The 16,186-nt window shown below is 43.1% G+C and carries 9 protein-coding genes and 1 pseudogene; 8 read left to right on the forward strand and 2 right to left on the reverse strand.

What is annotated here, in order from left to right; genetic code table 11:
* Positions 1 to 22 precede the first annotated feature (22 nt).
* Both B3Q63_RS03805 and B3Q63_RS03810 read right to left on the reverse strand, forming a co-directional pair.
* Positions 23 to 745: a response regulator transcription factor gene (locus B3Q63_RS03805; protein ID WP_057761578.1), complete on the reverse strand. Its 723-nt coding sequence runs from the start codon at positions 743 to 745 to the stop codon at positions 23 to 25.
* 214 nt (positions 746 to 959) lie between these two features.
* On the reverse strand, positions 960 to 2,282 hold the full coding sequence (locus tag B3Q63_RS03810) for an efflux RND transporter periplasmic adaptor subunit (protein ID WP_296173988.1): 1,323 nt from the start codon (positions 2,280 to 2,282) through the stop codon (positions 960 to 962).
* 828 nt (positions 2,283 to 3,110) lie between these two features.
* Between B3Q63_RS03810 and pilG the strand changes: the two genes are divergently transcribed.
* The 8 genes and pseudogenes from pilG (at position 3,111) to B3Q63_RS03850 (ending at position 16,032) form a co-directional block, all read left to right on the forward strand.
* Positions 3,111 to 3,491, forward strand: coding sequence for a twitching motility response regulator PilG (pilG, locus tag B3Q63_RS03815; protein ID WP_149488687.1), 381 nt, complete (start codon positions 3,111 to 3,113; stop codon positions 3,489 to 3,491).
* A 259-nt stretch (positions 3,492 to 3,750) separates the two neighbouring features.
* Positions 3,751 to 4,113, forward strand: coding sequence for a response regulator (locus tag B3Q63_RS03820; protein WP_183620243.1), 363 nt, complete (start codon positions 3,751 to 3,753; stop codon positions 4,111 to 4,113).
* A gap of 3 nt (positions 4,114 to 4,116) precedes the next feature.
* Positions 4,117 to 4,647: a chemotaxis protein CheW gene (locus B3Q63_RS03825; protein ID WP_201565077.1), complete on the forward strand. Its 531-nt coding sequence runs from the start codon at positions 4,117 to 4,119 to the stop codon at positions 4,645 to 4,647.
* 531 nt (positions 4,648 to 5,178) lie between these two features.
* Positions 5,179 to 6,183, forward strand: a pseudogene (locus B3Q63_RS03830) (methyl-accepting chemotaxis protein); the annotation flags it as partial.
* A 207-nt stretch (positions 6,184 to 6,390) separates the two neighbouring features.
* Positions 6,391 to 7,374 carry a CheR family methyltransferase gene (locus B3Q63_RS03835; protein WP_296173994.1) on the forward strand — a complete coding sequence of 328 codons (984 nt, stop codon included), beginning with the start codon at positions 6,391 to 6,393 and terminating at the stop codon, positions 7,372 to 7,374.
* Between the two features lie 30 nt (positions 7,375 to 7,404).
* On the forward strand, positions 7,405 to 14,508 hold the full coding sequence (locus tag B3Q63_RS03840) for an Hpt domain-containing protein (RefSeq protein ID WP_296173996.1): 7,104 nt from the start codon (positions 7,405 to 7,407) through the stop codon (positions 14,506 to 14,508).
* The gene (locus B3Q63_RS03845; protein WP_296173998.1) at positions 14,498 to 15,532 is read left to right on the forward strand and encodes a chemotaxis protein CheB; all 1,035 of its coding nucleotides are present in this window, start codon (positions 14,498 to 14,500) and stop codon (positions 15,530 to 15,532) included. The genes B3Q63_RS03840 and B3Q63_RS03845 overlap by 11 nt, the downstream gene beginning before the upstream one ends.
* Complete coding sequence (locus B3Q63_RS03850; RefSeq protein WP_201624637.1) at positions 15,529 to 16,032, forward strand: hypothetical protein; 504 nt, start codon at positions 15,529 to 15,531, stop codon at positions 16,030 to 16,032. Before B3Q63_RS03845 ends, B3Q63_RS03850 begins: the two co-directional genes overlap by 4 nt.
* Positions 16,033 to 16,186 lie beyond the last annotated feature (154 nt).

Here is a 16,186-nt window from a genome sequence, read left to right on the forward strand (position 1 = left end):
GTCGTTTAATTACATTCGCCATTTATACTTGATCGGTTGCGAATTGATAACCCACACCGCGTACGGTAATAATACGTTTTGGCTGACGTGGATTGTCTTCAATAAGCGCACGCAAACGCGAAATATGCACGTCGATAGCGCGATCAATATTGTCTGAGCTGTCATCGTTTGGCATTGCTTGCCATAATTGCTCGCGGTTTAGTACTTTACCAGAATGGGTGGCAAAATAATGCAGCAATTGAAACTGATGCGTCGTTAGACGTACCGGTTGGTCATCGATAGTGACCTCATGACTGTCAGGAAAGACGCTCAAGCGACCGAAAGTCAGGCTGTCTGATTGGCTGTCGGCTTGGTTTGGCTGCTCATGACGACGAATAACGGCACGAATACGCGCCAATAGCTCACGTGGCTCAAATGGTTTGGCGATATAATCATCGGCACCCATCTCTAAACCCAATACGCGGTCAGTGGTATCGCCTTTTGCCGTCAGCATAATAATCGGCACTTTATTGGTCATGTTGTTTTTGTTGCCACGTATTTTTTGGCAAACTTGCATCCCATCCATATCAGGAAGCATCAAGTCCAGTACGACTAAGTCAATATCACGCTCTTTGGTGTCTAATAAATCTAAACCTTCTTGACCCAATCCTGCATGGTGTACATCGTAGTAATTCATGGTCAGATAATCACTGATTAACTCGGCTAAATCTGGATCATCTTCAATTAGTAAAATCTGCTTACTCATAATTTTTCCTCTAGTTGTTGTTATAGTTTGTTTAATCTGCATTTTAAAAAGTACTGTTTTAAACCTGCACTTTAAAAGTGCTGCTTTAAAAGTACTGCGCCCTTAATTTTCAATCACTGCTATTTAGCATACGCTATATTGCCTAAACAGGATGTTATTAAACAAGACATGCTTTGTTAATGTTTCTACACAATGTAACTACTTGCTTCAATGTTTATGAAACTACGGCCTTTTTACCTTCAGACTCAACCGGTAAATTTGCCAAACAAATCAAACTGTCATTGGTAATGCCCGCGATTAAATATTGTTTGGTCAGCGGGTCATACTCAATGACCTCGACAGGCTGGCGCGTCAAACGCTGGTCTTGTTTAATAATCCATACATTGGCGATTAAAGGCCGCAGCGGCTTATAAGGCGGCTTGTGCAGCACAGTGAGATCCACATTATGCAGGGCACGCTTAGGGACAGTGGTACCGACCTGTATTTGTCCGTAGTCAACACGTCCAGTCACCTTCATATCAGGTCTTATCTGGTTGCGACTGACTTCATTATCAACCACGTTGACAGCAACCAACAGCTGTTTTGGTTGCTGAGTGGTGGTCAGCTTACTCACTTGGCCGGTAAACTCATCTATTAAACCTTCAGCGGTAAAATTCACCGTTTGCCCGACAGAGATTTGCGATTCAGCGTCAATGGGAAGGGTGGCAATAAAATGCAGTTCCGTCTCGTCACTGAGCTTTAATAAAGGCTGACGCGGCTCTACCTTCTGTTCGTTTTTAATGTAGAGCTTTTCTATCCGACCAGAAAAACTCGCCCGCACCGTGATTAGGTTGTATGATTTTTCTGATGGTGCAGCCTCTTGAGTGTTATTAAGCTCGTCATTACTGCCACTGCTAGTAGCGTTGTCTGTAGTTGGCTTTTTACTGTTAGCGGCAGTCATTTTCGCATCGCTTTCTGTATCATTTTTTACCGCTTGTTTTGTCTGCTTATCACTATTAATAACGGTATCATTTGCCGTATTTTGATTATTGGCAGCCGATTGCTCAGGCTTAATATCAGCCTTTTTATTAACTTCTACGGTTTCTGCTGAGTTTGTAGCCGCTACTGCTACATCAGCTGGCTGTTGAATTTGAGACGTTTGACGACGAACAATAAATAAGGGCGCGCCTTTTTCTACCCATTGATTTTTCTTCACCAATACCTTTTCTACCGTCAGCGCTTGTCCGGCAATCAGATTGACCTTTTTAATAGGTTCAATTTCACCTTCTAAGCCAAGACTTGGCTGATAACGGGTTGGCTTGACGCTCAGGATATGGTCAGGGGTCATCGTGATGCTATCAGCGCGAATCAAAAGCGGCGTATTAACCGTCTCGCTATTTTCGGCAGTGACCGGCTCTGATGTCGGAGGGGAGGGTTGACAGGCGATAATGAGCAAAGCACTTAAGAGGTACACGCTCTTTTTTAAAGGGCTAGAAGCTAGAAATAGCGCACTTGAAAATATCGTGCTTAAACGCCTTGAGCACATAGAATCTGTCATACCAGTCACCATTATCAACGAATTTTCATTATATAGTGAATTTTGCTGCGGTGAAATGATTAGCCTGTCTTTTCTGATGGGCATTGATTGAGTTGAATATTGCGTTGATAGGCAACGCTGATAATACAGGCCGAAAATAAAGGGCTTGCGCTAGAGCGATGAATTTACACTGATTTATTTGAACATAAATTCACTAAATGACTGGAAAAGGCATTGCAACTGTGCTAAAACAAACATAATAAAATATATTGATACATTTTTATGACAAAATAAAATTATTCGGTAAGGTGCACGCTATTTCTATATAATGCCAAAATATCGCAACACCAAATATCGTATCTGGCTTTATTGTCATCTAAATCAAATCCTGTTAAGTAACAGCAACTACTTTTAGTAAGAATGAACTACTTTTAATAATTAAGCTTTAATGAAAGATTGCTTAAAAGGCTTGAAGTTCGGTTAGCTGGGATTTGTATCGATGACTGAATAGTATGATTGCGCAACGCTGATATAGGTATTATCACCGCTTAACAGCACTTAACAGCACTTAAAATACCGCGCAATTTGCTAAGAATATTTACCATAAAGTGCGTATAGTGACTGACGGTAATGCGCTGATAAATAGGCAGATACTGATGGTGAAAATTTAGCTATTATGATCGAGCACAATACAGGGTTTGCTGTTTATCTTTAGATAAAATACGTTCACTGATAAATTAAGATAACCGCTTATTGTTTTGTATTGATAGCTTAGATTGGCAGATTAGAGTGATAATCTGTACTTATAGATAGCACTACGAATAAATAGTCATTAATAGGACAGAGATAATGGAAAATAATTTTGATGGTTTAAAAGTAATGGTGATTGATGACTCAAAGACCATTCGCCGTACCGCAGAAACGTTATTGCAAAAAGCTGGCTGCGAAGTTGTAACCGCCATTGATGGTTTTGATGCCTTGGCTAAGATTGTCGATCATAACCCAGATATTATTTTTGTGGACATTATGATGCCACGTTTAGATGGTTATCAGACCTGCGCATTGATAAAAAACAATCCTGATTATGCCAGCAAGCCTGTAATTATGTTGTCATCGAAAGATGGTTTATTTGATAAAGCCCGTGGTCGCATTGTCGGCTCTGATGAGTATTTGACCAAGCCATTTAGTAAAGATGAGCTTTTTGAGGCGATTAATCAGTATCGCTCATAGCGGTAGGTTTTTTAAAACTTATTATAAGCTGTTATAAATAGCCCACTATAAGAAACCATCATAAGTCGCTAATCAGCAGATAAGTTATTTTTACAGTTATGCTTACTGACGCTGTTTAGGAAAGTTGGTTATGCAAGTTTGCTGCTTTATTTTTACCCTGATGAGAATAATGCGGCCACTGACGCATAGCGACTTATTTTAATCGATTTGTATCAATAATATATCCTAATGGATATCATCGAAAATAAAGGAAACACCTATGACTACTGTTTTAGTCATTGACGACTCGCCATCTGAGATGGCGAAATTTCGCGACATGCTTGCGAAGAATAACTATCAAGTATTAGAAGCGACAAACGGTGAGCAAGGCTGTCAGATGGCCATTGACCACCTGCCAGATGTCATCTTAATGGATGTGGTGATGCCTGAAATGAACGGCTTTCAGGCAACTCGTAAGATTACCCGTGGGAAAACCACGTCTCATATTCCTATCATTATGATTAGTACCAAAAATCAAGAAACTGATCGCGTGTGGGGTAAGCGTCAAGGCGCTAAAGAGTATATTACTAAGCCGATTGATGAAAGTGGTCTGGTCCAGATAATTCGTAGAGTAATGGAGTAGCTTGTGGCATCCAGAGGGTTTATTGAACTGCTACGGATAGCAGACTTAGCACGCGCGCGCAAAAGTGGTCGCCGCGGAGGCAAAGAGTTTGACTGGCAAGGTGTGGTGTTTGAGATTGGTGGTCAGCGTTTGGTGGCACCAATGGGTCAGGTATCAGAGATATTGACCATGCCAGAATATACCAGCGTGCCTTTAGTAAAGCCTTGGATGCTCGGCATCGCCAATATTCGTGGGCGCTTGTTACCCTTAACCGATTTGTCGCGGTTTTTACAAGTGCCTAGTCAGTTGTCGCAAATGAGCCAACGTAAAGTTATCGTTATTGACCATGATAATGTGTTTTCAGGGTTGCTGGTCGATCAAGTCTTGGGTATTGAGCAGTTCACTCAAGATCAATATCGTCCAGAAGCGCTTGAGCCCAGCTCGCCATTTGCGCCTTATAACCATGGCAAATTTTTTAAAGATGAGCAAGATTGGTATGTGTTTATGCCAAGCTTGCTTGCACAAGATTTGCAGTATACCGATGCCGCCATATAAGCATAGCGGTCTTTATTACTTAACTGTTTTTCATAAGCGGTTTTTGTTAAAGCAAGAATAAAAGAACAAGGGCTGACATGGTTTAGTGATATGTCAGCATTCATACAGGCTTTGTTAATCACTGTTGTTTTGATGACAATATGATTTCAGAGTCAGTCACGATACGACTTTGACGATTGTTTGAAAGGAAGAGGCACGATGAGTGATGTTATAAACAACCCTGTAGCTGGTAAGAATAAAACAACGACAGATGCTAATAGTAAATGGAAGCTGTTATTAGGGCTTTGTGCTTTAGTAAGTGTGGCTTGTCTGTTTTGGCTGGTCAATTCATTATCATCGGTCAGCCAATATTTAACGAATTTTAATCAATCAGTTGTCTTGCCGGTGATTGTATTTGTCTTAGGTGTGCTTGGTATCTTATTTGCGTTATTCCAGCTACTAAAACAACGTGGCGGCTCAGAACGTTTATTGATTGAAAAAGAGACCTTGCGTCGTCGCCAAGAAGCGGAAGCAGAGTCTGAGCGTGCGCGCCAAATTCAAGAAGAAAACGAGCGTAACCAGATTGCGATTTTGCGTCTACTGGATGAGCTAGGTGATTTGGCAGACGGTGACTTGACGGTAAATGCGACCGTATCGGAAGACTTTACGGGTGCGATTGCTGACTCTGTTAACTTCGCAATTGACCAATTACGTCAGTTGGTACTGGTTATTAACAGTACCGCTGATCGCGTCTCGCAGTCCTCAGAGCAAACACAGATGAATGCGGTTGAGCTTGCTGAGGCGTCTGAGCACCAGGCGCAAGAAATTGCTGGTGTATCAGCGGCTATTAATGAGATGACGGTGTCGATTGACCAAGTTTCAAATAACGCCGCAGAATCGGCAACGGTTGCACAGCGTTCAGTTGCTATTGCTTATAACGGTGCGGAAGTTGTACAGCGCTCGATTGAAGGTATGAACGTTATCCGTGATCAGATTCAAGAGACCTCAAAACGTATCAAACGCCTTGGTGAGTCTTCGCAAGAGATTGGTGATATCGTTGGTCTGATTAACGATATTGCTGACCAGACCAACGTTCTGGCATTGAACGCTGCGATTCAGGCATCGATGGCAGGGGAGGCTGGTCGAGGCTTTGCGGTTGTTGCCGACGAAGTTCAGCGCCTTGCTGAGCGTTCAGCCAATGCAACCAAACAGATCGAAACGCTGGTAAAAACCATTCAGGCCGATACCAGTGAAGCGGTGATGTCGATGGAATCAACGACTTCTGAAGTGGTACGTGGTGCCCGTTTGGCAAAAGATGCGGGTGAGGCACTAGAAGAGGTGCAAACCGTTTCGAATACCTTGGCGGATCTGATTCAGAACATCTCCAACGCCGCTATGCAACAGGCAGAGTCTGCAGGTCATATCTCGCATACGATGAATATCATTCAAGATATTACCTCGCAGACGTCATCGGGTTCGATGGCAACGGCGCGCTCTATTGGTGAGCTGAGTGAAATGGCAGCAGCATTGCAAGAGTCAGTAACCGGCTTCAAGATTTCTAATGATGATGAGCAATTACATACAGAACAGACGGATGATGAGTACTTAGATATTGATGAAAGAGTATCAGCCAGTATTTAAGGGCCATTTATTATTGAGTCATTAGCGCTTAATTTATGATTTTTATATTGAAATGTTAACCAAATAGTTGCTCTAGTTATTATCTTATCCTTATCTAAGGCAACCCTATTAATAGCAGGTCACATGAATAATCATATGCAACAAGACAGTCCTTTTATTTATAAAGCCGACGCTTTAGCGGCCGAGGTTTTAAGACAGGATGCTGCTTTTGATACAGAGCAATGGCAACGTTATATAGAGCAAGAAATCGGCTTTATATTACCGAATGTTCAGCGTAAGTGGTTGGTCAATGCCGTCACGCAAACGGCACTATCGTATGGGCTCACTATTCTACAGTTATGGCAGCAGTTACCGATTAATCATGAGCTGCGTCAGCAATTCTTGGATAAAGTACTGATTCATGAAAGTCGCTTCTTTCGCCATCAGCCTTCTATAGAATTTGTCACCGAGTGTGCTTTACAGCATCAACGGCGGCAATTAGCAAATGACAGTAATGTTAATAGCAGTGACGATATTGGCGCTAATGAGTTGTTTCGGATATGGAGCGTCGGCTGTGCGAGTGGGCAAGAGACTTGGTCGCTAGCAATGAGCTTGGCGGCAAAGCATCTGACTCATTACACTATATTGGGTACTGACGTCAGCGAACAAGCATTAAAAAAAGCACGCGTAGGACAGTATGACAACAGACAGCAGGCTTTAATTCCGCCGCATTGTCAGCAATTTATCCAGCCATTGCGTCAGACAAGCGTCATTGAAGCATTACGTTTTGCTCCTGTGGCGACTAATACTAAGCAAACCATAAAAAATAGCGTAAATGCAAACTGGCAAGTGATGCCAACCTTAAAACAGCAGGTACGTTTTACTTTACATAATATTATCAATCAAGAGCCGCCAACCCCGCATTTACAACAAGTGATTGTCTGCCAAAATATGCTGCTGTATTTTCGTAAGTTTGATCAGCGTGATATTTTAGCGCGGCTATCAGAGCAGTGTGCGCTAGGCGGTTATATTATATTGGCTCCAGGTGAGGCGTTATTTTGGCGTCCATCAAACATGCGCCGTATTGCGCACCCACAGATTAATGCGTGGCAAAAAATCAGTGCCTAAATTAGCGCCTAGACGAGTTAGGATAAATCTATGAAAAACCAGCCCAATGACATGGTGACGTTTGAGTGGTTATTACCACTATTTAATCAGCAATTATCACAGGTAGCTGATGGCTGGCAATTAGGTGAAAAAAGCGCTGATTATGAGCAAATGTCACAGAGCTATCATCAAGTTAGTGGTGCCTTAACCATGCTCAACTTGCCTGCATTGGCAAGTTTGGCGACTAAGCTAAGTTTGTTAGCAGGAATAGGTAATGTCGTTGACCTAGAAGATACTCTTGGAGATGACATTGCAATAAATTCTGGAACTGCTTCTGAAACAGAGTCAGAAACAGCTGCTGAAGTAGCATTTGGTACGGATAAAAGCCGTGTTGGTCAGATGGCTCATCGATTACTTATGCGTGAGCTTGGACACTACGCACGCACGGGTAGCTACCATGCTGCTTTGCTGAATAAAACCTCGGCTGAGCTGACACAAGTCTTAGCGCATTACGGTGTCGTGACCGACCATCTTGCAGATGCCTTCTTAGCCTCTGAAGCTGAGCATTCTGCTAGCATGATGGATATTGAATACCTTGATATTACAGTACCTGATGTTACGACAGCGGCAAATTTAGACCGTGAGCAATATCAGCAATTGTTATTGGTTTGGCGTCAGCAAGTACAAGCATTACTAACAGCTAATGCCAACACCCCCTCTATACTGACGGTTTTAGAAAAGGTCAGTCAATATTTATGGCAAACTGCAGCGGATGCAGACTTACAGCGTCTTTGGTATCTGACTGAAACTTGGCTACATGACCTAGCAGACAATGAAAGCCCAAAACCTAAACATTATGCCGCGTTATTAAGCCAGTTAGATGCGCTAATAGAGTCCTGCGCGCAGCAAAACGAGATATCGACGGATATCATTAATAACTTAATAACCAGTATTTATATTGAGTTAAGTAACCTTGTCAATCATAGTGAAAACGCTCAATCTATATTGCATAACGTGTCGCAGCCGGATGTAGAATCACGTTTTTTACCGCGCATACTCAGTCAAATTGAAAGTCTTATCTTTAATCTTGATAAACCTCACACACTATTAAAACCTTTACAACACATAAACAACCAACTTGAGAGTCGCGGTTGGACGTTTTTTGCTGCACAGACTGCCGCAATCCTAGCTGATATAGAGCGTGGTTTATCTGCAGAAGCAGAATTGACCCAAGAACATACGCAAATTGAGCGCCAGCTGCAAGAATTATACGATGCTGTCTACAATACCGAACAAGTCATTGCTAGCAAAATAGGAAACGCTGCGTCGTTTACCTCTAAACCTGCAGTCGTTACGAATGACGATTTTGATGGTTTTAATAGCGTTAATAGTGTTGATGGCTTACAAACAGAAAATAACCGCCAAATTAATGCAAATGATATAGAGCTGCGTGAGTTGCGTATTGCTGTCGAAGACGTCAAGCAAGGCTTTAATGACTATATTCAGCGCCAAAATACCGAACTATTATCAGACTCAGCAGATTTTACTAAAATTAGTGAAGCCTTTGATAGTATGGGCTTGCCATCAATCCGTCACGCGACGGATAAAATAGCTGCTATATTTGATCAATTAAGCACCCATGAGATTAATGTACTCAGCTGGGATGTTACTGAAGCAGTGGCAGAAGGTTTAACATCGATTGAATTATTACTCGATTATCTGGCGCAGCAAGTTTTTAATCAAGCATTATTAGAACAAGCAAATGTCTATATTGATAAAGCCTCAACGTTGCTTACTGGCTATATCGATGCACCTGAAACAGTAAAAGATACTTTTTTAACGCAAAAATTAGCGTCGAGTAATGTACTGCGCTACGACGACAGTGGTGAAATTGCGCCTATTAATAATGACGACATTATCGACTCAGTTTTAGAGAGCGATTTGGCCAGTGATAATAGTGATAACGCTAATAATCTTAATAACACTTATGAAGCAGAAAGTGCCGCTTTATTAAGCGCCCGTAGCCAAATCAAGCCTGATAACTTTGATATCGATGAAGATATTCGTGACATCTTTATCGAAGAGGTTGCAGAGGTTATTGCTGATTTAGAAGATTTTTTACCGATATGGCAGCAAGACGCACAGGATTTAACCCCGTTAACGGAAGTGCGACGAGGTTTCCATACCTTAAAAGGTTCAGGGCGTATGGTTGGTGCTTTTAGCATCAGTGAGATGGCATGGTCAATTGAAAACCTACTCAATCGTCTGTTGGAAAAAACACTGCCGGTGACCGATGAAGTCGTCGCATTAGTGACAGAAACGACCCAGCGCCTACCAGCGATGTTGAGTGACTTTGAAGCACAGCAATTACCAAGCTTTGATCCTGCTATTACTATTGTGCAAAGCAATAACCTAATGAGCCAGCAACCTATCAATACAGGGCTAGAAACATCTGAAGTCATATCTTCTATCGCTGATATTGAGGAATATAACCCTTTAGAAGAAACTCTATTGTCAGACGAGACCAGCTTAGACATTGAGCATGCCGATACTCTAGGAACAACTGAGCACGTTAATTACTCGTTGGCAGAGGAAAAAGATATCTCTGCATCATTGATAGAATTAGAAATCCCTGCGGCACTGCAACCATTTATGTCAGCAGCCCAGCCGTTACCGATGGATGCTGACGATGCTGATCCTGATATTAAAGAGATTTTTTTAGAAGAGGCCAATGAGGTCTTGGATGAAATCGTGCCTTTATATGAGCAGTGGCAGCTTGCTCCAGATGACTTAACCCAGCTGACTGATATTCGTCGCGGTTTCCATACCTTAAAAGGGTCGGGACGTATGGTTGGTGCTAACACTAGTGCTGAGTTGGCGTGGTCGATAGAAAATATGCTCAACCGTATTTTAGATAATAGCATTACGGCTTCTACGGACATACAGCAGCTGATTGGTGATGTGCTGAGCGTGTATCCTGAGTTATTAACCATCTTTGAGAACGATAGCCAAGACTACCCTGCTATCATGCCCTTATGGGTGGCTTGTGCTCAGGCCTATAGTAAACAGCTAGGTAATGAATTTAGCTACCCTGCGCTATACCAACAGTTATTAGGCACTCCTGCACCGTCTTCTGCACCAAGTACAAATCAAAGTGCTCAGAATGGTTTTGACGATGAGAGCAATGCTGACAATAGCAATCATATCGACAGCATGTTGCAAACGATTAATTCTGTGAATGAAAAAATGGCAGAAGCGCCCATCGTTTTGACCCCTCAAAGTGAAGAAGAACAAGCCTTTTTTGACATTTTTATTGAAGAAGCAGAAGAGTTATTAGAGAGCGTTAATGACTTTGTTCGTCGCCATCAAGACGAGCCTTATGTGGCGGTAAGCGATGAGATTGTACGGGCATTCCATACCTTAAGGGCTGCTTCTGGATCTAGTGCTTTGACAGCAATTAGCGAGGTTAGTGCGACCATAGAGCAGAGTTTAGAGCTGCTACAGCAGCAGGATACGCCGATGAGTGCGCAGCATTTAAAGGCGCTCGCCCAGTCTGCGACCCTTATTAATGGCTATTTGGACAACTATAAGCAAAACGTTCAGCAGCAGGATGTGTCGTTAGAAGAGACGCAAAGCCAGCAAGATATTGCCTCTTTGCAAGCGATGCTTGGTGAGCAGTATGCCATTAAAGATAACGAGAGCACCGCTGATAACAAGCCAACGATAAACCAATTGTTGGATGATAATATCAATGAATTGCTCGATGCTGAATGGCAGCTAGAAGCCGCTTTGACTCATCCAGAAAGTGCGCAAGTCCAAGCTTATATAGCGCAGCAAATGGCACAAATAAAATACTTAAGTGATAAAGCCCAAGAGTTTCCAAAGTTTACTGCCATCCTTAATGAGTTGGGCAAGGCTTATGCTTATTTAAGCCATCATCCTGAACAGTCGATTGATACTGATATTCAAGCCATTTTACTGGCCGGACATGCGCAATTGATCGGTTTATTTGATGCCTTGGCAGGTAGCAGCTCATTAAAAATTGATGAGCAAGTTCTTCAGCAGCTACAAAGTATTTCTCAACGCCATGACAGTAATGACGAAATGGTCGCTGATGATGCCGAAATCAACGCTGCAATTGAAACTGAAACTGAAGCCAACATTAATATTGCTGCAGAGGTTTATGCTGATGCTTCGGTGCATAGTATCGCCGCGCCTGAGCTAGAGCTTGAAACCATCGATACCGATATCGAGCTATTAGAAATCTTCTTAGAAGAGGCGCAAGAGCTTGATGACGCGCTCAATGACAGCTTTAGTAAATGGCGCGCCGACATTAGTAATATCAATACTTTAAAAGTCTTACAACGTCATCTGCATACCATCAAAGGTGGCGCGCGCATGGCAGGTATCCGTAGTATTGGTGACTTGACTCATGAAGCGGAGAGTATCTACGAGGCGTTTGTAGAAGAAAGACGAATGCCAACCGCACAGTGGCTTGAGATTATGCAGGTCGTGCAAGATACGTTGTCATTACAAGTGGCGCACATTGTCCGCTATCAGCAATCGTTTTTTGCACCTGAGTTGATTGAGCAGTTACAACAGTTTGAAAAAGCGAAGGCATTGCCAGATGTCGTTCAACTTATTGTACCGATGCCGAAAAACCATATTGATACCGAGTCGCAAGTACTGGCAGATGAATATATTCATCGTATAGAACAAGCAGCAGATAGCTTAAGTTTAGATAGAATTATCAAGCAATCATGGGCAAATGGCTTACCTGACCCTGATATTTTAGAAGTATTTTTGGAAGAAGCAGAAGCCCTGACCAACCGTAACGAATATCTGCAATCATTCTTAAGTGATGCAAATGATACGGTGGCATTGCAGGCACTACAACGCGACTTGCATACCCTCAAAGGTGGCGCGCGTATGGTGACCGCTAGTGGTATTGCTGACCTTGCGCATGAAATGGAATCGGTATATACAGATTTTGTCGATCGTCGCCGTCCTGCTACCAAAAAAGTCTTAGAGCTATTAGTTACCTGTCATGATTGGCTTGCAGATGCCGTATTTGTTCTGTCGCAACAGGTGAATCCGCCAACCCCTGATTTATTGATTGAGGCATTACAGCAATTTAGTAAAAACCCAGATAGCTTAAAGCAGATACCGAAAGAGTCATTGCAGCCGCAGCGTGACGCCATTCTTTTAGCGAAACAAAAGCAAGAATCGACCTATATCCAAAAGGATATTAGTGAGATGCCGCTGATGGTGGCCAATACTGCTGAGCAAGAGCAAAACACCAATAATAACGAGATGATTCGTATCTCAGGTGGTCTGATTGAGCATATGATTAACCTATCGGGCGAGTCGGCGATTAACCGTGCGCGTATCGATATGGGCATGAGTAGCTTGACCAATAGTATTGAAGAGATGGGCACTACCGTACAGCGCTTAGCAGATCAGTTACGCCGGATGGAGATTGAGCTTGAGGCGCAGATTTTATCGCAAATCGATGATGAATTGGTCAATCATGAAGGTTTTGACCCGCTAGAGATGGATCAGTATTCTTCATTGAATCAGCTGTCAAAATCTTTGACAGAGTCGGCGTCGGATTTGGTCGATATTAATAACACCTTATTAGAAAAAACCCGTGATAGTGAAAGTCTATTGCTACAACTATCACGAACGCAAACCGAGCTCCAAGATGGCTTGATGAACTCGCGTATGGTGCCGTTTACCCGTCTAACGCCAAGGCTTGAGCGTATCGTACGTCAGACAGCCAATGAGCTTAATAAGTCGGTTGAGCTCAAGATTATCAATGCTGATGATGAAATGGATAGAACCATTCTAGAACGCATTACCTCGCCACTTGAGCACATGTTACGTAACGCCGTCGATCACGGGATTGAGAACGTTGCTACACGCCTAAAAGCGGGTAAAGAGCGTAGTGGGCAAATCACTTTAGAAGTATTGCGTGAAGGCAGTGAAATTGTCATTCAGTTAACCGATGACGGTCGTGGGATTGATGTAGAAGCAGTACGCAATAAAGCTATCTCGCAAGGTCTGATTGATGCAGATGACAGCACCCTAAGCGACCTTGATATTATGCAGTACATCTTTAATGCCGGTTTAAGTACCAGTAAGCAGGTGACACAGATATCAGGGCGCGGTGTCGGCATGGACGTCGTGATCAGTGAGATTCGTCAGTTAGGCGGCGCAGTATCAGTCGTCTCAGAGCTTGGTAAAGGTTCTCGATTTACCATGCGTGTGCCGCTTACCGTTGCTGTTTCTGATGCCTTGGTAGTGCGCGCAGCAGACCGCTATTATGCGATACCACTGGTGCAGATTGAGCGGGTGGTGCGTATCAATCCAGAAAAAATATACGACTATTATCAATCAGGTGCGGCGACGCTTAACTTTGAAGATACCGATTATCGCGTCCGTTATTTAAATGAGATTTTATCTGGTAATAAGTTAAATGAGTTGGTCGTCAATACCAATACTAGCGTGCCACTTATCATTATCAAAAACCGTAGTGGGCAGAATATGGCGCTACAGGTAGACCAAATCGCAGGCTCGCGTATTGAGGTTGTGGTAAAACCTTTGGGACAACAGTTCTCGAATTTATCAGGTATTTCAGCAGCGACTATTATGGGTGATGGCTCAGTCATGCTCATCCTTGATTTGATTGCCTTGATGCGTAATGTCACCTTGGTGAAAGAAGTCGCAAAACCTGCTGTGAGCATGCGCAGCACGACAGAGTCTAAAGCGACTATCTTGGTGGTCGATGACTCCGTTACAGTACGAAAAGTCACCTCACGTTTCTTAGAGCGCCAAGGCTTCACTGTGGTGCTTGCCAAAGATGGTATCGATGCGCTTGAGATTCTACAAGAAACGACACCTGACTTGATGCTACTCGATATCGAGATGCCGCGCATGGATGGTTTTGAAGTCGCGACGCAAGTCCGCCATAATAGACGTCTGCAACATCTGCCGATTATTATGATTACCTCGCGTACGGGCGAAAAACATCGCGAGCGTGCCCTTGAGATTGGGGTTAATGACTATATGGGCAAACCTTTCCAAGAAAATCAGCTTCTTAGTAAGATTGAAACCCTATTGGGTAAAGAGGCTAGCCTAGTCAATGAAGGATAACTTACGTGCCTTGGCGCTAAAAGACAAACATAAAAGTGATATCAAGGTATTGGTGGTTGCAGAGGACCATCATCAGCGTATGGCTTTTTCTGATACGGTACGTAGCTGTGGTTTACAGCTGGTTGACTGCGTATCGCGGGCGCAATTGCAAGACAAGTTTGAGAGCTATGAAGGCTCTATCGATATTTGGTTAATCGACGGTGATTATGACCATCATATGGCGACAGCAACGGCAGCCTCTCAAGCTGCCGCTGTGTTGGTAGGGTTCAGTCAAGCACCGTATCTTAATGAAGCACAGCAGTATGCTAAGTGGCAGCGTAAACTAAAGCGTAAGCTTGCCCATATGTTGGCTTTGCCGATGCTAGTCGATAATGCTACTGATAAAAACACTGCCTATAAAAATGAGGCCAACGACTGGCGTTATGTGGTGTTTTTAGGGGCTTCAATGGGTGGCCCTAGCGCTGTCAAAGAGTTTCTAGACCACTTATCGCCTTTACTGCCTGTAAGTATTTTATTGGCGCATCACTTTAACCAAACCATGATTAGTACCTTACCGCGTATATTGAATCGTCATAATGAGTGGCGCTGTCAGCTGATTACCTCAACGCAGCGTTTGCGCACTGGGCAATGTCTTATAGTGCCTATTGATAAACAAATTGTCTGTGATTCAACCGGTCGCATCATCTTGTTAGACCAGGCTTGGGAAGGCGATTATAAACCTGCTATCGGGCAAATTCTTAAAAATACCAGTGATGTCTATGGCAGTGAGCTTATCAATATTATCTTTTCAGGGATGGGTAACGATGGTGCGCAGTATTTAGATTTAATCCAAGACAATGACAGTCAATTGTGGGCGCAAGAGCCAAGCTTAAGTGCCTGTCCTAGTCAGCCACAAGCGATTATTGATTCAGGCTATTGTCAGTTTGTCGGCAGTCCTACAGCATTAGCAGAAAAACTTACTGAGTATATTACTGAAAGGGCGGTGAGCGCCCCTTTAGATTCATTTATTGTGAGCGACTTATGAAACAGATTCTAAAGCATTCGTTTGAGGCGGTGAGCTTACTGACCACTAACAATGGTATGCTCGACGTGACGGTTGTCCCAGCAGTTAACCAACCGGATTGGATTATTCCTAGCAGTTTGATTTTGAGCGTTGAGGAATGTAGCGAACATACCGATAGTTATGAGTGGCAACAGCAAGCAGTCGCGGTCTTCCATCTATTGCCACGCCATCAAAAACCAGAGAAAATGATTGTCTTAGAGGGTAATACCTCCGCCCATCGCATCGCACTTCAAACGGCAGGCGAGCTACGCCAACTACAGGCGCGTATCTCTGATGTCAAAGATATCGACCTTCCTGAGTATTTTATTAAGACAGACGACAAAATCGATGATGTTGATGAACGCGTACAAGAAGATGATGTGCTATCCTACCTCTTTCAAACCGTGATGATTGATAATACGCTGTACTTGGTAGCAGATTTAGATAAAATAGCACACCAATTGGTTGATTTAGACTCCTAGTTTGCTTACGGTTAGGCTTCTCATAAAAATCTTTGTCATTAGCCTTGAGAGTGTTTACCACGTGTCTTTATCAGCCAATCGCTGTTTGCCAATATCGGTGTATCAGTCAGCGCCAGTTAGTATGAATGAGCATCATTGAGCGCTAATGAACAAT

It is taken from the genome of Psychrobacter sp. UBA2769, from assembly GCF_002352555.1.
Classification (GTDB): domain Bacteria; phylum Pseudomonadota; class Gammaproteobacteria; order Pseudomonadales; family Moraxellaceae; genus Psychrobacter; species Psychrobacter maritimus.

Excerpts from the sequence above, each read along its gene's own strand:
- B3Q63_RS03805 (WP_057761578.1), bottom strand. The coding sequence starts at position 745 with ATGAGTAAGCAGATTTTACTAATTGAAGATGATCCAGATTTAGCCGAG.
- B3Q63_RS03810 (WP_296173988.1), bottom strand. The coding sequence starts at position 2,282 with ATGACAGATTCTATGTGCTCAAGGCGTTTAAGCACGATATTTTCAAGT.
- pilG (WP_149488687.1), top strand. The coding sequence starts at position 3,111 with ATGGAAAATAATTTTGATGGTTTAAAAGTAATGGTGATTGATGACTCA.
- B3Q63_RS03820 (WP_183620243.1), top strand. The coding sequence starts at position 3,751 with ATGACTACTGTTTTAGTCATTGACGACTCGCCATCTGAGATGGCGAAA.
- B3Q63_RS03835 (WP_296173994.1), top strand. The coding sequence starts at position 6,391 with ATGAATAATCATATGCAACAAGACAGTCCTTTTATTTATAAAGCCGAC.
- B3Q63_RS03840 (WP_296173996.1), top strand. The coding sequence starts at position 7,405 with ATGAAAAACCAGCCCAATGACATGGTGACGTTTGAGTGGTTATTACCA.
- B3Q63_RS03845 (WP_296173998.1), top strand. The coding sequence starts at position 14,498 with ATGAAGGATAACTTACGTGCCTTGGCGCTAAAAGACAAACATAAAAGT.
- B3Q63_RS03850 (WP_201624637.1), top strand. The coding sequence starts at position 15,529 with ATGAAACAGATTCTAAAGCATTCGTTTGAGGCGGTGAGCTTACTGACC.